We start from the raw sequence: 21,822 nt of genomic DNA, 5'->3' as shown, positions 1-21,822 counted from the left end.
AATCAAAGTATATTATATATTTATCAATTTGCATAGTGTACCCATACGTTTAATATATAAATAAAAATTTAATAAAGCATGATTTACCATTCCCACAACGGTAGTATAAAATTTTAATAAAAATAAGTACTTCTGAGGTCATTCTATAAAATAGTTAACGTCAGGAATCCATTTTATAGTTACTAAAAATTTCCTCAAACATTAGTCTGAGGAAATATCATGTTTGCAGTATATTCAGTATTTGGTCCAGTCAAATTACCTTCAATTGCGTTTAATGCATCTACCGTTATTTTGAAGGAAAAGAAGAAGCTTCTTATTTTTGATAAACTATGTTCTTATGGTATTAAACTCTTTTGTGAAATCTGCTGACTTTATTACTTCATATAATCAATATTTTACTCTAAAATAAACATTGGTAAAGAAATAAAAAATGATCAATTTATGTTAAAAGAGCAGGTATCTCAATTAGAAATATATGAATATAAAAGTGATTTATACAGTCACCTTCTCATATCCGATACATAACATATAACGATATAAAAATATTTTAGGAGTAATAATGTGATATATTTTTGTCCTATACATGGTGAATGGTTTGAATACTTCAGTGATAGTAATCTTCTTCACATTGGTTATTGGCCTCAGGGGGACATACGGACTGGTGTAACAGATCAAACGATCATCGATATATGGAATACAATCCCAACCCCTCCCCCGCCTAAACTCAAATCAGTAGCGATTAACCCCAAAAACAGTGCACTACTAATATTAGATATGGAGACCACTATATGTAAAAGCCCTCGCTGTATAGCATCCATCTCCAATATTAATACTTTATTGACTAAAGGCCGCAAAAATGGCATGCCAGTTATATATAGCCTTACACATACAGGAAATCCTTCGGATATCGCCAGGCAGATAGCCCCCTCTTCAGGAGATCCAATTGTAAAATCATACGTTGATAAGTTCTATAAAACTAATTTAGAAAAAATATTACAGGAAAACGGTATTAAAACTGTTGTTATTACTGGCTATTCTGCCAATGGTGCAGTCCTTCACACAGCCACTAGCGCTGCTTTCCGCGGTTACAATGTTATTATTCCCGTTGACTGTATGTCTGCTGCTAATCCTTATGCCGAACAATACACGGCGTGGCATATGCTTAACAGTCCTGGAACTAGAAATCGGGCAACCCTAACTAAAGTTGATCTAATTACCTTTTTGCCATTAGAAATTTACTAATGGCACCTATAAAATGAGGTCATAATTGTAAAAGAATTGTATATATTCACATAAATAATATATTTGTATATTATAATAAAAACGAATTATCAAGGAGATGCAAAAATTGATACCTTATAATAATTACTTATCCCAAAACGCTTATAATGAAGAATACTTTAAAAAGAAATTTCAAGAACATGCAGCACTATCAGAACATTACGCTCGACAAAAAATTATGAATGCAAGTAATTCTCAAGCATATTATAAATACGCAGAACTGGAGTATTTTCATAAATCAAGAGCACTTCATTATAAGGCATTTTTTATGGCTCAGCCAACTGAGGACTCATTATATTATTAAACAATGATATCTTATATGAAAGTAAAAAGTCAGGAGAGAGAGTAATGAAAATCCACGAGAACCTCATAAACGTGGGGTTAAAGGCAGTAGGAGCAGTAAGGACGAAAAGAGAAAAAAAGGTATATCAAAGGAACAGGTCTGTGTATTAAACGTATATAAGGGGGATATAACCTCTAATAATAAAGCCTAAATCTTAAATTACATAGTAATGTTAGATATAGGCTTTATTATTCATTCCAAACTGTAAGTTTCTTATAAACAAATGCTTTTGGTGATAAATGCCTTGATCATCTTTCAACCAGCCAAGTCTTGTCTTGATTCTTAGGGGAATTGAACCCCTATTTTTTATTTAATAGTAGTACTGATTTTACAGCTTCTCTAATCTCTTCATATGATGTACATCTGCAAATATTGGATTGAAGCCATTCCTCAATAGTTTCATCATCTGCGTCCGGATGACTGGTTATAAGTCCATAACAGTTCATTATGAAACCTGGAGTACAATATCCACATTGAAAACCCCATTTATCTATAAAAGCTTTTTGAATAGTTTCTTCATTTAAGCCTTCAATGGTGGTTACTTTGTGTCCAATAGCTTCAACAGCTAGCATAATACATGATTTAACAGGCAATCCATCTAAGAGTACAGTACATGTACCACAATCTCCATTTTCACACCCAGCTTTTGCTCCAGTTAGCCCCAATTGTTCTCTGAGCACTCTAAGTAGAGTATCCGCAGGCCTAATAATCAAGTTTCTCTTTTCCCCATTGATATTGAGTTCTATTTTTGATGTTTCAATATAAGATATCATCTTCCTTCACCATCCAGTGTTTCCAAAGTATAATCAAGTAAATTTTTTAATACGAACTTCTTATATTCAGAAGAACCCTGAATATTGCCAAATATAGGAGCAGGCAAATGACTTATCGCCTGTTCTATTCTTTTCTCCTTTGAAACGGTTTTATTATTTATATACTCCTCCATTTCTATAGACCTAAATGGATAAGCACAAACCCCGCTAAATGCCATTTGAATATTATTATTTTTCTTAAGCGCAGCCATACTAATTAAAGGATAATCTATTTTTTCCTGTTTAGTCTTCTTTATACATACATGAGGTAAATTGGAGTAGCTCATATCTGTTGTCAATTGAAAAAGCAATTCCCCTTTTTCCAGTTGAAGCCTTTGATTAAAAGCCCGATTTATTGGAACTATCCTTTTACCTTTTTCTCCGTATATAATTGCATTGCTATCTGCAATTAAATGGCCTAAAATCGCTTCCTTATATATAATTTTTCCACAAATATTTCCGCCTACAGTTATCATATTACGGGCTGTATGATCTGCAGGAAAGTTTGCTGTCTTACTTAAGAATGGAACTAATTTATTCCCAGCAATATGAGTAAGTGTAACTGTAGCTCCTATTATTAGCTGGTTACCGCTTGTTTCAAATACATTACACTCAGGAATTCCTTTAATGTCTATTACTGCCTTTGTAAATATATCATTTCTCCTTGCCATAGTGATTATTTCTGTACCACCTGAGTAATATAAAGGGTCCTTACCGCTCTCGCTAAGCTTCCTATGCAGTTTTACGGCTTCATCTAATGAATCAGGTTTATAATACTCAAAATCCAATGCAATCATTACTTACCCCCCTCTTTTGCTTTCCATATGAACTCAGGAATTAACGGCAATTGGTTAAGTGGTACCTGCGCTGCATAGGATAAACTGTTTGCAAGTGCTGCCGGCATTCCAATTACACCATATTCTCCAATTCCTCTTGCACCATATGGGGCGTCTGTTTGCACCGTTTCTATAAAATCTACAAGATACTCTGGGTTTTCTCCAAATCTCATAATTTTATATGTTCTTAACTGTTTATTTTGAATAACGCCTTTATCCGTAAACAAAAATGATTCTCTACTAGCAAAACTCAATCCTAGGTTCATACCACCAGAAATTTGACCTTTTGCCACCCCAGGATTAATAACCTTACCTGCATCTATAACACAAGCTGCCTTTATAATTTTGTAAGTATATTCTTTTTTATCAAATTCTACTTCTACAGCTGCTGCACCAACAGTCCACTCTGGACCTGGATTACCTTTGCCAGTCTCAGGATCTAAACTTGTTAGATGTTCTAAAACAAAACTTCCCCTTCCAATAACCTGTCCTCCAACTGAATTTCCATTGGGATAGGTATATCCAAATGCGATTTTACTTATTTCTATTCCAATTTGGGGATTGTCTCTTAAAAATACTTTTCCTCCACCAACTTCTAGTTCATCTGAGGAACACCTTAAAGCAATAGCAGCTGCTGTGCATAGTTGATTAATGGCATCCTCAGCTGCTCTCAGAATTGCCCTACCAATCAGGAAAGTAGTTCTACTTGCAGCTGTTTTCCAGTGATCTGGAGCTGTCTGAGTATTAACTTCCATAACTACATGGATTTGATCTACATCCATTTTCATTTTTTCTGCTAATATCTGTGCCAAAGCTGTTTTAGTTCCCTGACCCATTTCAACTGCAGCACAAATAAGATTAATGCTTCCATCCGGATTAAATGTAAGAATTGCTCCTCCTCCTGCATTTAAAGCTGTATTTGAATTCTTCCAGAAGATGCTTATACCTTTAGCCTTAACTTTACCATCCTTGGTTTCAGTTATTCTTCCTTCTTCCCAATGTATTAATTCAGCCATCCTTTGTATACACTTTGGTAAATCACCTAAATTATTTCTAGTGAGTAAAGTTTGAGTAGGGCTAGTATCCCCTGGTAATATTGCATTTCTTAATCTTAATTCTAAAGGATCCATCCCAAGCTTATCCGCTAGTATATCCATTGTTCTTTCTATAGGAAAGGTAAGCTCAGCATGACCGAAGCCTCTGAAAGCTGCAGCATAAGTATGATTTGTATATAAACACAATGAATCACACCATACATTTTCAATATTGTATGGTCCTGTACAGTCTACAGCAGCTGCTTTGCTTATAATAACTGCCCTATCCGAGTATGCACCTCCATCAAATAAATAGGTTATCTCTGCAGCAGTGAGTCTCCCGTCTTTTGTGCATCCTAGCTTGATTTTTGCATCAAGACCTATATGAGCTGGGGATGTAATCAGATCTTCTTCTCTTGTATTTGTAAGTTTAACTTGTCTTCCTCCAACCGCCTTTGAACACAAATAAGCAATGAATTCTAGCTGTACAGCTGTTTTACCTCCATAAGCCCCACCTACTAAAGGTACATTAACAATAACCTTGCCAGGGTCAATTTTAAAGAAATAACTTATAAGCTTTTTTATAGTAAAGGGTGCCTGAGAAGCAGAATATATGATAACCTTCCCATCTGCCAATATTTCAGCCCGTGCACTCCTTGTTTCCATAGCGGCATGATCAGAAGGTGGAAAAGAAAAGCTAGCTTCCACAGTTACCTCACTTTTTTCCCAACCTTTTTTAATATCACCTTTTCTTATTTTAGTTCGGTTAGCGATATTTGTATTAGTTTCTGGAAAAGTTTCATCTATAATACTATACTGACCAAGTTTTTCATGAACCAATGGGGCATCTTTTTTAAGCGCCTCACTAGGCGAATTTACCACTGGTAAAGGTTCATATTGTACTTTTATAAGTTGTGCCGCTTTTTCAGCTTCAACTTCGCTATCAGCTACTACCACCGCCACAGGTTCACCATTGTATCTTACTTTATCTATAGCAATGGGTGGTCTATCAACAATAGTAGATCCTATAAGCTGCGGAAAGTACTGCCCTGTAAACACGGCCCTAACTCCTGAAGCGCTTAGTGAATTTGCATACTCAATAGACTTTATTTTTGCATGGGCATAAGGACTTGTTATCATTCTCGCATGTAAAAGTCCTGGAATTTGATAATCATCGGTATATTTTGCTATACCAGTTACTTTATCTAAAGACTCTTTCCTAGGCACACTTTTACCTATAACATTTAAATTATGCATAGACTACTCCTTTAAATAATATTCATATACTTTTATAATGTATTTATTATTGTTAATCATTATGAATTTATTTCTGGCTAAGGTACTCATATACGTTCTTATCACAATTCGTTACATACCCCGGCAGGCTGTGCTTGACCATTCTTTAAAAATATCAATTTACTAATTGTGTAAATACAATTCCAAGTGAAAAAATACTAACAGGATAACTAACAGGAGGCGTGGTTTTATCAGCGGTTAGTACAACTTTTGCAGCGACTGCTAAACCATTAGGCACTGATGGAAATGTAGCTGTAAAAAATGAGTGTAGACAAAGAAATAGCAAAAGACAACAAGGATTAGAAACGAATTTGAAAAACCTTGTAACAGACAGGACTTTAACTCAAGATCAAGCAAATAAAATTAAAGCTGTAATAACTAAAGCTAAAGATGCAAAGAAAGCAAATTAAAAGTGTAAAACTATGTTTCTATCTATAATAATTATTTCATTAAAATGTTCAATCACCATATACAAAAGCACCTATATTCCAAACACTCTTTTTAAAAGTGTCTATTCTATAGGTGACAGTCCTTGAATTAGCATCTCTGAAATATGAGCTGAAGTTTTATTTAAAGAAAGAGAATACACAAAATTATTTACACAGCCACATTTAGTTCTGAATCGCTATTATCTTCCTCCATGTTTTCTAGCAAGTCCATTGGAGATTTTATTGTAGCTACTATGATAACTGAAACTATACAAAGCACTCCTACAACCATAAATGTAGGTTTAAATCCTCCTACAAGTGTAGCTATAAATGATCCTGAAAGTGCACCCAATCCGAAACCTTGATATATAACTCCATAATTTTCGCATTGATTTTTTAAACCGAAAAAATCACCTACAATAGCCGGGAAAACTGTAATGTTTCCACCAAAACAAAATGCTATTCCAGCAACACATGCAAAGAAAATTCCAAAGTTTAAATGCACAAAGCTCAATATAGCCACTGAAACCGCAGTAACTGTAAGTGTAAATATTACCACCTTTAGCCTACCTACTTTATCTGATAACGCACCCAATATAATTCTTCCAGCCGTATTGAATATTGCTACCATAGCTACAGCATTTGCTGCTACAGCAGGCGTAAGCCCTGCTAACTGAACGCCTATGTCTTTAACTATTCCTATTAGGTAAAGACCACTCATACATGCTGTAAAGAACACTATAAATAAAAGATAAGCTTGTCTAGTTTTCAACATTTCTCTTACGCTAAAGTCATTTCCTTTTAAACTGTTATTAACACTAGCCGTTTGAGATGGGGCATCTTTTAATAATTGAGCACCAGTAAATACTAAAATCGTTACCATAATGCCCCAATATAAGAATGCTCCAGAAACCCCTTTAGAACTAATTAAACTTGCATTAATATACTTAAATATCAAACTTCCAGATCCAAAAGCGCCTACAGAAATACCTGATATGAGACCTTTTCTCTCTGGGAACCACTTTATACAATTGGAAAGAGTAGTAATATATGCAATACCATCTGCTGCTCCAACAATTACACCAACCATAACATAAAGCATAGATATTGAAGTTACCTTAGACGTTAATATTAAAGCAATTCCCATTATTAGACCAGCCATTGACACAAGCTTTTTAATTCCTAGCTTGTCTTGAAGTTTACCTGCAAATAATGTGCCGAATGCTAGAGCAAAACTTGTAATGGAGAATGTAAGAGATACTTTGCTTAATTGCCAGCCAAACTTACTAACAAGAGGCTGATTGAATAAGCTCCAAGTGTAGATTGTTCCGAGCCCTAATTGAGCAATTATTGTACCTACCACTATTAATAAGCGACGTTCTGATGCGTTTTTCATTTTGGAAATCCCCTTTCACTTACTCTTTAATTTTAGTTCTGTTACCTTAATAACTTGATAAAACCTTTTGTATTGCTGTGAACCCTTACATTTTGTATCATTGATTTCTTTTAAATTATATGTCAATAGACTATAAAATTATTAATTATTGACTGAGATACAAAGAAAGTTACCCGAAATACACTTATATCCCTTCTGATTTTCAGCCAATAAAAAATCAGATAAGAGATAAACGCCCCCTATGGACATTTAACTCCTATCTGATTTTACTTCAATTTATATATTCATAAGCTGCTTGAATTCCTTTATATTGTTTCTGCTTACTGGTACTTCATAGTCTATATGTTGAAATCTCAAATTATATGTACTATTAAACCAAGGTATTATTTCCCTTATTTTAGTTATGTTAACAACATAAGATCTATGGCATCTAAAAAACCTATCCTTTGGTAAGTTATTATAAAATTCGGTTATACTTACACTTACTGAATACTCCTCATCTTTTGTAAAAACATAAGTTGCCTTATCTCTAGCAACACAATAATATATATCATCTAAATCTACTACTCTTATCTTTTCATTCTTCCATAAGTTTATCTTGTTAGTTATATTATTTTTATGTGAAATATTTTTTTGCTGATTATAGCTCATTTCTAACTTTTTTAACATAGATATAATTCTAGATTCACAGTAGGGCTTTAATATGTAATCAAAAGCCTCTATCTCAAAAGCTTCTACAGCATGTTCTTTATAGGCTGTTATAAATACTATATACGGCTTCTCTGAAAATTTGCTTATATTTTTAGCAAGTAGAACACCGTCAAGTGATGGTATATTTATATCTAAGAAGATAACATCAACTTGATTTTTTTGAATGAATTTAAGTACCTCTATTCCATCTTCAAATTCATCTACTATCTCTATACTACTATATTTTTTTATAAAATATTTAAATTCTTCTCTTGCTAGAAATTCGTCTTCAACAATTATAGCTCTCATAACCTCACCTCTTTATGTAAAATTCTATTTTAGTTCCCTTTTCAAGTCTTTTTATCATAAGTCCTTCACCATAAATAAGTTTAAGCCTTGAATGTACATTGTAAAGACCAATTTTATTTTCAGGTATTGTACCATTATAAACTCTCTCTATTATATCTTCACTTATACCAACGCCACTATCAACTATAGATATTTTAACCTTTTCATCCTGGTCCTTTACACTAATATTTACAGTTCCTGCACCTTTATCTTTTAAAATGCCATGAATTATAGCATTCTCAACTAGGGGCTGTATTGAAAGACTAGGTATTTTAACATCTACATCATCTATGTCATAAATTATATTTAATTTATTTCCAAACCTAGCCTTTTCTATTTCTATGTAATCTTTAACTTGTTTTAGTTCTTTTTTTATATCTATAAATTCACCATTTAGTTCTAAATTATATCTTAAATAGCAAGATAAATTTATTATAATTTCTCTTGCTTTGTCTGGATTTATTCTTATAGACGCAGCTATAGCGTTTAATGCATTAAATAAAAAATGTGGTTTTATTTGAGTTTGAAGTGCTTTAATCTCTGCCTTATTTGCCATCTCTTTTATTTGTTCAATCTTTGACACTTCCATTAAAGTAGAAATAATCTGTGAAAGCCCTACTGCAAGAGTTTGCCGTGAGTAAGTTATTTTATGGGCTTTTGCATAGTATATTTTTAAAGCTCCTGTAACTTCATTTTTTTCTTCAAGTGGAATTACAATAGCTGATTTTAGCATTTCACTTTTATCCTCTAAATTATCATTTCTTATAATTATTTTACCACTTTTTATTGCTTCTTTAGTTACTTCAGTTATTATCTCATGTCCCATATTATAATACTCTTCTCCAACTCCTACATAAGCTAATACATTCTTTTTGTCAGTTATGGCTACTGCATCAGCTTGTATGTCTTCTTTTATAATAGTGCATATTTTATTTAGAGAATCGCTATTTATATCTCTAAAGTATGGGAGAGTTTTGTTTGCAATATCAAGTGCTAATTTTGCCTGTTGGGCAGCTATCTTTTCTTTATCATCCTCTACACTCTGAACTAACAAAACAATAAATCCTACGGTAATTTGCCCAAGTATCATGGGAATAGCAATTTTAGATACAATATCAAATCCTAATGAATGAGGTTTGCTCAGTATAAGTATCAGTATCATTGTAATCATTTCACTCAGCATTCCCCCAGCTATACCCGCAATCCATCTATAATTCCTCTTTACTTTTTTATTAATATATCCAGATACCACTCCTGCAGCTATGCTACTTATAAGACATGGTATTGAAGTTATACCATTGGTATCTATTAAATATCTATGCAATCCCGATACTGCCCCTGTTACTATCCCTACAAATGGACCAAATATTATTCCACCGGATACTATAGTAATTGTTCTAACGTTTACCAATGATCCTTCTACATTTAACCCTGTATAAGTTGCTAATATAGCAAATATACAAAATACTACGCAAATGATTGCATAATCTTTCTTTTCGTAGTTCTCCTTCAAAAATATTTCTCTAAAACTTTGCATCCTAGTTATAATAAATATACACATAAGGAGTAAACTAGCTCTATCTATAAATTGGGTTAATATGTTAAATATATAATACAATAGTAAGCTCATCTCCTTTCTTTAGATAAGTACAAAATTGGCAAAAGTTTTATATAACTTATTTTTCCCATATTTCATAACTTTTATTAATGCCATTCATCTATTGAAATTTTTTTAACGACATTTCAGAAGGAAAGTCTCCTACTTCTATAAGTGGGAGTTACATGCTGCAACAAAGAGAGAACTTCAGTGGGAGTCTAAATCTCCTTCTGAAGTCGTTAATATTGCAGCACCGCAGGTGATGATTTAATAATGTAGGTATACTAAATCATTATGATGGGAAAGAATACAGCTTTAGTAAACTATTTGAATTGGGGAATTCAAAATAAGACCTAGATTGCAAGAACCCCCTTGCCTCTCATTTATAAGAAGCAGGGGGGTACAAGCCTTTTCATCCTAATTATGAAGCTGGTCTAGCTGCTCAGCAGTCTAATTAACATATAGCAGCCAATCATTTATTATCTATATAATTTTGTGGTATTAAACAAATTTTTTATAACTTTTCTCTACCTAAAAGTAGATAAGCAATTAACTCAACTGTATATTACAGCAAGCCGGATGCTTTTGAAAATCACTTCAGAAAAACCCGTAACTGTACAGATACCCCATTGGGGTCATAAACATAGAAATAGCGAGTTTGAATGTCAGGGTTCTGGATGGCAGAAGGGTTAAGACCTCTGTCCTCCGCAAGCTTATGCATTGCATCCAGTTTATCCGTCTCAAAGCAAATGAACATACCTTTGCCTTCAAACTTCTGACCTTGTGGCATGCAGACAAGTTCAATCTGAGTTTCTCCGCTGCCATTTGTAAGAAATGCAACTTCTCCAGGTCCTGCTTTAAAGCGGCGGGAAATAGTTAGTTCTGTAATTGTCTCATAAAATTCAATAGATTCTTCCAAGTTGTTGACCATTAAGGTCACATGCTGAATATGCATAGTATATCTCCTTTTTACTTATGAGTTGTTTGCCTTTTTCTGTTAATTGGGTTCCGACTTTTCCACGCCCCATTGTAATAAATCCGTTCTTTTCTAAATAATTTAATTTGCTCCGCATCGCTTGCTCTGTAACCAAAGTACCTTTCGAACTAATCTTGCACCCTTTATTGTGGATTTAATGATGGAGATGATGTGGATGGTTTTGATCGCTAACTACCTTTCTTAATTTTCTATAATAGCATCTTTATTGCTACCAAAAAACATCTGCTCCCATAATCCTTCTTTTTCAAAAACCTCTTTCTTTCCATTTTCTTCAACTGTTAACTTGACTTCACCAATGCATCTTATATAAGTAGGATTAATCCCCATAGCTTTAACAATACTGTTTTTCATTGGAGAAATTCCTGTTCTATCAAGCATATTGAAGGCTAAAATATCATGTTCTCTTTTAAATTCTATTTGAAAGTTCGTTCCATTATCCACTTGATGAATAAACGTCAAATTATTATCAATGAATTTTTTAGTTATTGGATGATATTCGGTACTTAATCTTTTAATTACAGTTTTTTCTTCATTATCATCTAATATAATTCCATCTTTAGCTAACATCATAACTGGTAATCTAGTATAGTCATATTTCTTTTCTGTAATAATATCACAAGCTATGATTGTATAAGGGCCAATATTTGCACGACACCAATACCAATGATTCATGAGTTTTCTCATATGGGTATTACCCCAGTTGTGGTCATGATATCCATTGCCATTTAACTCAAAGGTTTCTCCTTCAACTTTTAAAGTAGCACTAATATCGGCAGAGGGTTGTGGTACAATCCATGCAAAATAATATTCCTGATTTTCGCCATAATACCAATGTCCTGTTCCCGGTCGCCACATTGGTAACTTAGGCTTCATTGTGCAAGTATATTCAACATCACCATCTATGAAATGTATTAAATAATTCCCTTCAGAATATTTAATACTGCTTTGAGCAATTTTTACATCACATTGCTCCTTTGAAGCACGAATTTTTTGTCCCCTCCCTTCAGAGATATGTTTTGATATTCTTTTTCCATTCGGAAAAGTTATCTCAAGTGATGCTGTTGGATTTGCAAGACCTCTTACATCAAATCCATTCTTGGTATAAAATATAACAACTACTTTAGTACCATCTGAGTATTCAGCATCAAAATACCACCATTCGTATGTACCTCTACCACCAGTACTTCTCATTCCATTTTCCCAGACTGCGATTTCTTTATTGATACCTAATTGCTGATAATAGCTAATACTTTTGGCTAAAATTGCTTTTTTGTTCATAACTCACCTACCTTCCACCAGATCTTTTAATTTTTTCTTTAAGTTTCTTTAATTTTGGAGTCGTTTTTTTCGCCCAAATCCACTCCAATTAAATCTAATACGAATATTACCATTGGTATACCCAGTAAAAGACCCCAAGTTCCCATAAAATGTTCTGATATTATTAATGTTGTAAAAGTAAAAAATATTGGAAGATGGGTTGTATCAGACATAAACTTTGGGTTTAAAACATAACTTTCAACAGTATGAATTATAAAAATCATAATAAGCACAAAAACTACTTTAATTAATCCTCCTATTTTAAAAGCAATTAAACATAAGGGAATTAAAGATAAAAATACTCCGACCACAGGTACAAGACTTAAAATAAATATCATAGATGCAAGGGCGAACAATGCAGGAAAGCCCATTATAGTAAGTCCTATAACTGATAATATTGTATTTGCAATGGCTATCATTATTTGAGCCCGTATTACTTTACCAAAAGAATTTAAAAAATTGTTACCAAAATAACTCAAATAGTTATATGCTACGGATACTTTACTATGTTTAAACTTATATACAAATCTTAATACACTATCTTTCTCTAATACAAATACTAAGCTTAATAGAAGTGCCATAAAAAAATCGAAACTCCATTTTCCAAAATCAGTTATAAAAATCATAATACTTTGAATCCCCGCTTTAGCATAACTTGCTATGTTAATTTGATGAAATATTGGTGCTAAATACTGCATATTTCCTTTTGTATCTATGAAAAAATCAGTATATTCCATTCTATTTAAAATATTTAAACTTTGAGAAATAGCAAGTGGTATATATTTCACTGCTAGCAGAATTATAGTTATTGTCATAAACATATATATAATTATAGTAATAATAGTTGGGTTCACCTTTATAACTTTGTTAAGTTGCTCAATTATTAAACTTTGTAGACTATTCACTAAATAAGCAAGCATAAAAGTTAATAAAATCAAATTTAAAATAGACCTTATTAAATAAGCGAATAATACTAAAGCTACAAGTAATAATATTTTTATTACTGATTCTCTCTGAAATAATTGTTTTATTGTTTGCATTTAAGATACTCCTTCATCTTCTTTTATTAGTTACTTGTCATATATATCTACATAGCTTTCCCTTGTTGCCGTTATAATAAATTATTTTTCGATAAGCAATATCCCTTTGATAAGCTACCCCAATCAATTATTGAACCCATTGTCTCCTCTACTTCATAAGTTGAAAAATGTTGCATAAATAGTTCCTTAAAAAACTCATCTTTCATAGTCTTATTTCTCTTACTATTTAACACATTTTCAATAACTCTAAACGTTGAAATATTTTTAATCTGGTTCTTAAATATAGTTTTACTATCCATGCCAATCACCTCCTTAAAATAAAAAAATCTCCTCATAACAAGTGAAGAGATTTAATACGAATCAAATAATCCTTCTTTACTCGTTGAGTTTTAGCACTGTAAAGCGTAGAACATAAGCATTCATATTTTCTATGAATGTTGTCAGCTACATTAAGTAAAACCTTAATCCGGTAGTACCTGCTGACCCATTGGCGTCTCTCGACGTTTCTGGGCAGTAGCATATTTCTATACAGTAACCTCACCTAACAAGAATATTAAATTATTATTCTCAATTAGTTTAAATCTTATACTTTTATACTATGCGTAAAACTAAAGTATGTCAATAATATTTCTAATTGAAATTTGATTAAAAAGTATGGTTTTACATGTAGCATGTCCCGGAAAGGTAACTGTTGGGATAATGCACCAATGGAATCTTTATGGGGTAAATTAAAATGTGTATGACTCTAGTAACAAATATCCCAATAAATTTCTTTTTCATTTGCATATATCGGTCTAAGGCTTACAGTTCTTGCATATCTTATAAAATATAACTGTTTGTACAGTTATATTATATTAATGGTTAAAAACCGATTAAAAGAGCATAAATTTCTGAAAGTATATATTAAATCTATTGAACATATTTAGTAGTAAATATATAGTCGAAAACAATCAATATAGGGAGATATACACTATGGATACTGGAATTAATCAAGCTATTAAGGAATTAAAGCAAGCCGAACAGAATTTTGAATATGCCGCTCCTGAGTTTGTTGATATTGCAATACTTGAGTTATTAGCTGCCAAAATGAAAGTTAATATGTTCTTTTCTCTAAAAAAACAAAATCCATATTCTCCAACGGATCTATAAACCGATTCTTTTGGCAACTCCACTGTTTAGTAAAGCCTTCTAATGAATAAGCTACTTGCAAAATTCAATTGTCACTATTGCATTAGAACCGCTTAAAATAGACACCCTCATACTATTTACATAATAGGAGGCTCTTTATTTGTTTTAATCGTTTTAATTATCATTAAAGAAATTATAAATGAAACTATAGGCAAAATAATGTTCCAAGATGTAAGTCTAATCTCTGAATAATAGTGTTTAAAATAATATATCTCATCTAAAGCATTAATAATTAATGTAACTATTGGAGCAACCCAAACCTTCTTTAAAAATATTGAAGATAACACTCCACAACCAATGGTTATAACCGGAATAATCACTAACTGCATTAGAAAAGGGTCAATTGATTGTATAGATAATAATATAGTTACTTCCTCCTTTTAGAATACTTTAATTTCAATAGTTACGTCAGATAATAATTACATTGTTCAATAAATTCCTTTATACTTATTCTATATTTATCCTAAATTCCCTTTTTTATAAAATAAAATACCCCGGCTATTTAATATCCATCATAGTTCTATCCTCTAAGCGGATCTTTTCCTAAAAGACTATAGGCAGCCTGCGCAATTTGAGTAGTAGTTCTATAATTTTTAGCAAGTGAATTGCTTCTTCCCTTGACATCGAATCCCACACTAGAAAAGCTTCGTCATTTAAGCAACCAAGACTGAGGATAAATACTTTGTGCCTTATCTGATACAAGCATAGCATTCAGGCACCACTTTTAATTAACATATTTTTCATCAATATTATTACCCTACAAATCGTTTTTAATCAACCAATTTGTAGGGTATATTAAGTGTTTTAGCCATGGATAGTGAAACAACTTCACTACAATTTTTTCAGTTCCGTATTTATGTTTTAATATGCCCTATTCAAACATTTTTTTATTGAGTCTTTAATTAACCCTTCTTTTACAATGTATGGAATGGTTATATGGTCAGTTCCATTATGTGTTTTGTTGAATTCCGCAGCAGTTTCAATTGAGTGTTCATTTCTTGCCCATGAACGTCTTGCAATTCCACTCATGACATCCCATGATAGTGCAGATTTGATTATCTCATCTACTCTATAGCTTCCATCAAGTACTAATCCAAATCCACCATTTACTGCTTTTCCTATTCCCACTCCACCACCATTATGAAGTGCAACAAAACTCATTCCTCTTGCCGCATTACCAGCAAAACATTGAACAGCCATATCTGCCATAACATTACTTCCATCTTTAATATTAGCGGTCTCTCTGAATGGTGAATCTGTACCACTCACATCATGATGATCACGTCCCATCATAACAGGACCTATTTCTCCTTTTCTAACCATATCATTAAATTTCAGTGCAATTTTGATTCTTCCCATAGCATCCTGATATAATATTCTTGCCTGAGTTCCTACTACAAGATTATTTTTTTCTGCATTCTTTATCCAATTATAGTTATCCCTGTCCTGATACCTTCTGTTTGGATCAATACATTCCATTGCAGCATAATCAGTTTTTAGTAAATCTTCATTCTTTCCACTTAAGCAAACCCACCTAAAAGGTCCATAACCATAGTCAAATAACTGTGGTCCCATTATATCTTCTACATAAGATGGGAAGATAAATCCATCTTTATCATCTGTTTTATTCTTAGATATTTCTTTTACTCCTGCATCATGTACAGCTTTCATGAAAGAGTTTCCATAATCAAAGAAGTACGTTCCTCTATCAACAAGCGTTTTTATTAATTCAAAATGTCTTCTTAAGCTTTTATCCACTAATTGATTAAATGTTTTTCTGTCTTGTGCAAGTAATCTTGTTCTTTCCTCAAAAGTTATACCATGTGGGCAATATCCTCCATCATAAGGAGCGTGGCATGAAGTCTGGTCAGTTAACAAATCAACTTTAATTTTATTTTTAACTGCATATTCAAGCAAATCTACTATATTACCCCAATATCCTATGGACATAGGCTCTTTCCTTGCTATATACTCATTTGCAATTTTAAACACTTCATCTAAATCTTCTGAATACTTTTTAACCCAACCTTGTTCGATTCTTGTGTCTATTCTTGATTTATCAACTTCAGCTATTATTCCCACACCATTTGCTATTTCAACTGCTTTTGCTTGAGCACCACTCATTCCCCCAAGTCCTGAACTTATAAATAAATGACCTCTTAAATCTCCATCATTGGGAATGCCTAATTTTAATCTTCCTGCATTCAAAAGAGTGTTATATGTTCCATGTACAATTCCTTGAGGTCCTATATACATCCACCCCCCTGCTGTCATTTGCCCATAATTTGCAACACCCATCTCTTCGGCTATTTCCCAATCCTTCTGATTATCAAACATGCCTACCATAAGTGAATTAGTTATTATTACCCTTGGTGATTCTGGTTTTGATTTAAAAAGTCCAAGTGGATGGCCGGATTCCAGTACAAGTGTCTGATCCTGTGTCATTACTTCAAGGTATTTTTTTATTAATTGATACTGCATCCAATTTTGAAATACGCTTCCCGTCTCTCCGTATGTAACAAGTTCATATGGATATAATGCTACTTCAAAATCCAGATTATTTTCTATCATTACCTGAAAAGCCTTACCTTCTATACATTTTCCTTTATACTCATCTATTGGTTTACCATAAATTCTTTCTTCTGGACGAAATCTGTACCCGTATATTCTTCCTAGTTTTGTCAATTCTTCTAAAAATTCAGGTATAAGTTGTTCATGATACTTTTCAGGAATATAACGAAGTGCATTCTTAAGTGCAATTTCTGTCTGAGCTTCTGTTAAATGAAATCCTCTACTCGGAGCCCTTCTTATTCCTTTTACGAATGTAGGCATTTCTGGTAGGTAGTCATCTAACTTTATGGTCATAGCTTCTGAAATTTCAAAATTATCTAACATAAAACATCCTCCCTTCAAATTTATAGTTTTATTTACTCTGTTTATTGCAGAACTGACCCCACAAAATGGCCGATTAAAAAAGTAGCTACAACACAATACACATAATGATTAACTGTTTCTTATTCATATTAATCACCTCAATACATATTATTCTGCATATATCCAAATATTACTTTTTTTATTTACTTGAAATTAATTAACTATAATTATTCTCAAATAGCTTGAACTCTAGGTAAAGGCGATATTGTCGGACTTTTTAAACAAACGTTAAAATTATAAATACCGCATTGAATAGAATCTCCAAAATAGTCTATAATTTAAATACCAATCCTTTTAAATAGTTAATTAAATGAAAACAATGCTGCACTGGGTTCCCCCCCCCAAGTGTAGCATTGTTATTTTTATCATTAATCTAAAATCTAAATCTTAAATAATATCCACCTACAAGTACTTAACTCATATTTTATCTCATACAGCTTCTCATTTCCGTTTATTACACTCTGGCATTTAAACACTAGCATATTGTTTCCCGCCAGCTTTTCTTTATCCACGCAAATAACTTTATCTATTTTAACAACAGAATTACTTTCATCTTCATTAGTAATTTTAAATCTCACTGGATTTATATTCCCCAATGCATCGGTCCAAGAAACTACTTCTATATAACTGGAATTTATCGCTTGATACATGAAAAAGAATAGTCATTTTCAATTATTTCCTTTTTTGCTATCCAAATATAATACTAGTATTAAAATTAGTAAAGCTGAACTTCCTACACCGTAGGCAAATACAAGAGAAATACTTTTCATCGCTATTCCTGAGAATATAGTTCCTATACTTATACCTAAATACATTATTGTTGATGATAATCCATTTACTTTCCCTAAATACTCTTGGTCTGTCACCTTAGTAATTGATGCTACAACATATATACTTATAATAGATAACATAGCATTATCTATAAATTGTAATGCTATTGTTACTACTGTCATTGTTGAATATCCTTCAAAAAAAATAGTAACGGTTAATACTGTTATAAATATAAACAGTACCTTAAAATTTGATAAATATTTTGCAAAAACCACATATAGTAATCCTCCTACAACTACCCCTACACCTGCTACTCCTGAAAAGAATTGATAGAATCCTTTATCTAAACCTAGTCTTTCTGTAACAACAAATATATCAAGATTATTAGCTATTCCTAATGTAAATGATAATAAAGCAAATACTTTAAAAAGCCTTAGTATAGTTTTATTCTCTTTTACATATTTAAATGTTAGTTTAACATCCTCTTTAAATCCATCACTTTCTAAAGTGTGAAACTTTTTATTTGGTAATGTCGATATTAAAGCTATTGAAACTAAAAACAACATTGAAAGTATCACTAATGTTGTTTTTATACCAAATTTAAAATAGAAATATGAACCTAAAAATGGTCCTATTACATAGAACATTGAACCTAATAACTGTGAAATTCCTACAGCTTGTTCAACTTGTTCCTCAGGAATATATTCTTTAAAATATTTTTGTGAAGCTGGATATGAAAACTGTGTAACGGTTGCTGATATCAATACCACTGCAAAAATACTAATTAATAGTCCTTTAGCCATAACGTAACCTAGTACTATGAAAGAAACTGAACTAAGAGAATCACCTAGTATCATAAGCTTTTTAGGATTGTACTTATCGGCGATAACCCCTCCAACAAAAGTTAAAAGCACCATTGGTACATACTCTACTAAATTCAATGTAGATACAGCTAATGGATTATTTTTTGATATTTCCATAACAAAAAACATTATGGAAATGTTACGAACCCATATAGCAAGTTGTTGAATTATATCTGTGGCTAAAATCGTCATAAATATCCTATTTTTAATTAACTTCATTTATTATTCCTCCTTCGTAACCCACACTATAAATTTTAAAGTATGGAGTAACTCTAGAGTCAATACCTAAATTATAATTTCATGATTATTTCACAATAATACATGCCATCATCTTCTGTTGGCATATAAAAATAGTCCTTAGCGTAAATGTTCTTATTCTCCTTACCTGTAAAATAGCTATTTAACGCTATAATATACTTATTAAAGGAATGTGAATCACCATAATATCTTACTTTTACAAAGCTACCATTTATATTTTTCTTTTCTATAATTAAGTTATTACTCTCTATCGTCTCTTCTATAACCACCTTATTATTGGTGTTAATTACTATATATAATCCAGCTGCATAATCAACTACAGAATTATCTGCAGCTATAGAATAGGAGTAAAAATATTCCCCCATAGATATGTCCGCGTCCAATAATCTTAAATATTTCTTATAATCTTTCTTTACTAATAACTCATTTACATTCATTTCTATAAGGGTATACTCATCTTTATAAGGCTTTATAATTTCAAAATTCATTATATTATTATGCTCTTCTATTTCATTAAGGATATTTTTATTTTCCGCTATGTCCTTTTGAAGCTTAAATAAGCTATTAATTCTTTCACTAACTAATTTTTCTTGTTTCTCCATTAACATAATATAACTATTGATTTCTTTACTTTTAATGATTTTAGTTATATCTTTTATGGGAATCTCCAAAGCTCTTGAACTAAGAATTAAGTCTAGCTGTTCTAAATCCCTCAGTCCATAAAACCTATAGCCATTACTCTCATTAACTATAGGCTTTAAAAGCCCTACCTTATCATAATATCTTAAAGTATCTATGCTAACCTCATATAATTTGCTAACTTGCCCAATTGAAAATTTTTTATCCATACTACTCCTCTTTTCTTTTATGTTTTATATAATTATACTCTATTTTTCTCAGGCATCTCCACCTTCCCTTAAAAACCTCATCTGTTTTATTATAAAACATCAACTTACAGTTTCTGCTACCAGTAGAGTAAGTCAGAGGCACTTACCTCCTTGTTTTTGGTATAATAAAAACCATACAGACCGGCTCTTAAAAAACCAAGCATAAAATGGAAAAAATCCATTGCCAGCGCCCACAAAATACAATATCCTTTTTAGTGACGAAACTGAAAAGGAGAACAGGGAGATGCTAACAATGGATCAAATATACAATATCAAATATAGATTGAAAATTTGTGGTTGCTAACTTTTGTTTGCTATTTAGCTTTGATAGATATAGATTATAGAAAAATTAATATTCTGAGCTAAGCTTTTAAATACAGCTTAACTCCTTAACATTACAAATTACTTAATTATAAAAGATAAAACCCCTAAAATTATACATATAATTCCACTTAATAATTGTCCAAGTCCAGAAGCTTGTCCAATTATTAAAAAGTTAAAAATATTTTTTCTTGTTTGGGTTTTTCCTACAAACGCCTTATCTGTTTTCATTCTATATATTCCCCATAATGTTAATACTACTCCGAAAAGTATAAATAATAGTTTTTGAATTATCATAATATTTTCCTCCACTCAATATTTTATTTTTTAACAATTTTATTGCATGCATTTTTATAATTAGTCATCTTCTTCAAATATAAAAGTTTCTTCAATTGGTAGGTTAAAGACCGAAGAAATTTTATATGCCAGTAAAACAGATGGATTATATTGTTGTTTTTCTAAAGAGATAATTGTTCTTGAAGATACACATACTTTATCAGCTAATTCTTGTTGTGTTATTCCATGTTCTAAACGCAATTCTTTTATTCTATTTTTCATAAAGCTCTCCTTAAAGAAAATGACTATAATATTTTTTAGCTAATCCGTAAGTAATCATGCAGAATATTATAATGATAAATAAAGCCATATCTGTAGGAATGGAAATCCATCTGGAAAGAAACATCATAAGGAAAATCATAATCATTAAAGTACTCATGGTAAAGTGCGAAGCTTTTCCATCTATTAAATCATCTCTCTCATCATATTCTTTTGATAATTCTCTTTCCAACTGTTTGCGGTTTTTTTTACTTTTAATGTGATAAGTTATATTGAAAACTAAAAAGATTGTTCCTACAAATAACTTTATAATACCAAAATAGAATCCCTTGGTAGTATTAACTTTAGTGTAATTGAAAATTGTTTCAAAAACTCCCATTGTAAGAATTGCTAATGAGCATAAATAAAGCTCTATAAATCTATTTTTCAAACAAATCGCTCCTAACATAGTGTAATATGAAGTTTGCTTCACGTGAACTTAACTTCACATTACACTATTTAAAAAAGGATGTCAAGAATTAATTTATTTTGGCCCTCACTTTTCCGTTTTCATAGAGGACATACCATTAATATATTTCAAGATGAAACCTGTGTATCTTTAAAAACATCAATACCTGAATAATTAAATAC

The 21,822-nt window shown here is 31.8% G+C and carries 23 protein-coding genes and 1 riboswitch; of the genes, 4 read left to right on the top strand and 19 right to left on the bottom strand.

Features of this window, described 5'->3' with window-relative positions:
- Window positions 1–561 precede the first annotated feature (561 nt).
- Window positions 562–1,242, top strand: coding sequence for a cysteine hydrolase (locus G9F72_RS11015; protein WP_164958916.1), 681 nt, complete (start codon window positions 562–564; stop codon window positions 1,240–1,242).
- 106 nt (window positions 1,243–1,348) lie between these two features.
- Window positions 1,349–1,585: a hypothetical protein gene (locus G9F72_RS11010; protein WP_164958915.1), complete on the top strand. Its 237-nt coding sequence runs from the start codon at window positions 1,349–1,351 to the stop codon at window positions 1,583–1,585.
- A gap of 338 nt (window positions 1,586–1,923) precedes the next feature.
- On the opposite strand, the gene G9F72_RS11005 is transcribed toward G9F72_RS11010, so the two are convergent.
- Genes G9F72_RS11005 through G9F72_RS10995 form a run of 3 tightly spaced genes read right to left on the bottom strand, consistent with a single transcriptional unit; the run spans window position 1,924 to window position 5,563 of the window.
- Entirely contained in the window at window positions 1,924–2,397 is a 474-nt protein-coding gene (locus G9F72_RS11005) for a (2Fe-2S)-binding protein (protein ID WP_164958914.1), read from the bottom strand.
- Entirely contained in the window at window positions 2,394–3,233 is an 840-nt protein-coding gene (locus G9F72_RS11000; RefSeq protein ID WP_164958913.1) for an FAD binding domain-containing protein, read from the bottom strand. The genes G9F72_RS11005 and G9F72_RS11000 overlap by 4 nt, the downstream gene beginning before the upstream one ends.
- Window positions 3,233–5,563, bottom strand: a complete 2,331-nt coding sequence (locus G9F72_RS10995) for a xanthine dehydrogenase family protein molybdopterin-binding subunit (RefSeq protein ID WP_164958912.1) — start codon at window positions 5,561–5,563, stop codon at window positions 3,233–3,235. The genes G9F72_RS11000 and G9F72_RS10995 overlap by 1 nt, the downstream gene beginning before the upstream one ends.
- Window positions 5,564–5,784: 221 nt before the next feature.
- On the opposite strand from G9F72_RS10995, the gene G9F72_RS10990 reads away from it, so the two are divergent.
- Window positions 5,785–6,012: a hypothetical protein gene (locus G9F72_RS10990; RefSeq protein WP_164958911.1), complete on the top strand. Its 228-nt coding sequence runs from the start codon at window positions 5,785–5,787 to the stop codon at window positions 6,010–6,012.
- Window positions 6,013–6,199: 187 nt separating this feature from the next.
- Here G9F72_RS10990 and G9F72_RS10985 read toward each other — a convergent pair whose 3' ends face one another.
- From G9F72_RS10985 to G9F72_RS10950, 8 genes are all read right to left on the bottom strand, one after another.
- Window positions 6,200–7,426 carry an OFA family MFS transporter gene (locus G9F72_RS10985; protein WP_164958910.1) on the bottom strand — a complete coding sequence of 409 codons (1,227 nt, stop codon included), beginning with the start codon at window positions 7,424–7,426 and terminating at the stop codon, window positions 6,200–6,202.
- A gap of 276 nt (window positions 7,427–7,702) precedes the next feature.
- Window positions 7,703–8,425, bottom strand: coding sequence for a LytR/AlgR family response regulator transcription factor (locus G9F72_RS10980; protein ID WP_164958909.1), 723 nt, complete (start codon window positions 8,423–8,425; stop codon window positions 7,703–7,705).
- A gap of 4 nt (window positions 8,426–8,429) precedes the next feature.
- Window positions 8,430–10,094: a sensor histidine kinase gene (locus G9F72_RS10975; RefSeq protein ID WP_164958908.1), complete on the bottom strand. Its 1,665-nt coding sequence runs from the start codon at window positions 10,092–10,094 to the stop codon at window positions 8,430–8,432.
- Window positions 10,095–10,653: 559 nt separating this feature from the next.
- Entirely contained in the window at window positions 10,654–11,016 is a 363-nt protein-coding gene (locus G9F72_RS10970) for a VOC family protein (protein WP_164958907.1), read from the bottom strand.
- Window positions 10,964–11,170, bottom strand: a complete 207-nt coding sequence (locus tag G9F72_RS27595) for a winged-helix domain-containing protein (RefSeq protein ID WP_411955954.1) — start codon at window positions 11,168–11,170, stop codon at window positions 10,964–10,966. The genes G9F72_RS10970 and G9F72_RS27595 overlap by 53 nt, the downstream gene beginning before the upstream one ends.
- Before the next feature lie 68 nt (window positions 11,171–11,238).
- Window positions 11,239–12,336 carry a lipocalin-like domain-containing protein gene (locus G9F72_RS10960; RefSeq protein WP_164958905.1) on the bottom strand — a complete coding sequence of 366 codons (1,098 nt, stop codon included), beginning with the start codon at window positions 12,334–12,336 and terminating at the stop codon, window positions 11,239–11,241.
- 38 nt (window positions 12,337–12,374) lie between these two features.
- Window positions 12,375–13,415 carry an AI-2E family transporter gene (locus tag G9F72_RS10955; RefSeq protein ID WP_164958904.1) on the bottom strand — a complete coding sequence of 347 codons (1,041 nt, stop codon included), beginning with the start codon at window positions 13,413–13,415 and terminating at the stop codon, window positions 12,375–12,377.
- Window positions 13,416–13,486: 71 nt separating this feature from the next.
- The gene (locus G9F72_RS10950; protein WP_224676081.1) at window positions 13,487–13,714 is read right to left on the bottom strand and encodes an AAA-associated domain-containing protein; all 228 of its coding nucleotides are present in this window, start codon (window positions 13,712–13,714) and stop codon (window positions 13,487–13,489) included.
- Between the two features lie 67 nt (window positions 13,715–13,781).
- A riboswitch (M-box (ykoK) riboswitch) is annotated at window positions 13,782–13,971 on the bottom strand.
- A 416-nt stretch (window positions 13,972–14,387) separates the two neighbouring features.
- Between G9F72_RS10950 and G9F72_RS10945 the strand changes: the two genes are divergently transcribed.
- On the top strand, window positions 14,388–14,564 hold the full coding sequence (locus G9F72_RS10945; RefSeq protein ID WP_164958902.1) for a hypothetical protein: 177 nt from the start codon (window positions 14,388–14,390) through the stop codon (window positions 14,562–14,564).
- Between the two features lie 116 nt (window positions 14,565–14,680).
- Here the strand turns inward: G9F72_RS10945 and G9F72_RS10940 are convergent, their stop codons facing one another.
- The 8 genes from G9F72_RS10940 to G9F72_RS10905 form a co-directional block, all read right to left on the bottom strand.
- Window positions 14,681–14,932: a hypothetical protein gene (locus tag G9F72_RS10940; protein WP_224676080.1), complete on the bottom strand. Its 252-nt coding sequence runs from the start codon at window positions 14,930–14,932 to the stop codon at window positions 14,681–14,683.
- A gap of 532 nt (window positions 14,933–15,464) precedes the next feature.
- Window positions 15,465–17,498 carry a urocanate hydratase gene (locus G9F72_RS10935; RefSeq protein ID WP_164958901.1) on the bottom strand — a complete coding sequence of 678 codons (2,034 nt, stop codon included), beginning with the start codon at window positions 17,496–17,498 and terminating at the stop codon, window positions 15,465–15,467.
- A gap of 419 nt (window positions 17,499–17,917) precedes the next feature.
- Window positions 17,918–18,187, bottom strand: coding sequence for a hypothetical protein (locus G9F72_RS10930; RefSeq protein WP_164958900.1), 270 nt, complete (start codon window positions 18,185–18,187; stop codon window positions 17,918–17,920).
- A gap of 18 nt (window positions 18,188–18,205) precedes the next feature.
- Window positions 18,206–19,390 carry an MFS transporter gene (locus G9F72_RS10925; protein ID WP_164958899.1) on the bottom strand — a complete coding sequence of 395 codons (1,185 nt, stop codon included), beginning with the start codon at window positions 19,388–19,390 and terminating at the stop codon, window positions 18,206–18,208.
- A gap of 71 nt (window positions 19,391–19,461) precedes the next feature.
- A complete protein-coding gene (locus G9F72_RS10920) occupies window positions 19,462–20,277 on the bottom strand; it encodes a MerR family transcriptional regulator (protein WP_164958898.1) in 816 nt (271 codons plus the stop codon).
- 441 nt (window positions 20,278–20,718) lie between these two features.
- Window positions 20,719–20,934, bottom strand: a complete 216-nt coding sequence (locus tag G9F72_RS10915) for a hypothetical protein (protein WP_202054885.1) — start codon at window positions 20,932–20,934, stop codon at window positions 20,719–20,721.
- 60 nt (window positions 20,935–20,994) lie between these two features.
- Window positions 20,995–21,195 carry a helix-turn-helix transcriptional regulator gene (locus G9F72_RS10910; protein WP_164958897.1) on the bottom strand — a complete coding sequence of 67 codons (201 nt, stop codon included), beginning with the start codon at window positions 21,193–21,195 and terminating at the stop codon, window positions 20,995–20,997.
- A 10-nt stretch (window positions 21,196–21,205) separates the two neighbouring features.
- Window positions 21,206–21,622 (bottom strand): hypothetical protein, encoded by a 417-nt coding sequence (locus tag G9F72_RS10905; RefSeq protein WP_164958896.1) that lies wholly within the window; start codon window positions 21,620–21,622, stop codon window positions 21,206–21,208.
- Window positions 21,623–21,822: the final 200 nt, after the last annotated feature.

This window comes from Clostridium estertheticum (assembly GCF_011065935.2).
Classification (GTDB): Bacteria; Bacillota; Clostridia; order Clostridiales; family Clostridiaceae; genus Clostridium_AD; species Clostridium_AD estertheticum_A.
Note: the sequence above shows the minus strand (reverse complement) of the source record. Positions and strands in the feature narration are given on the sequence as shown.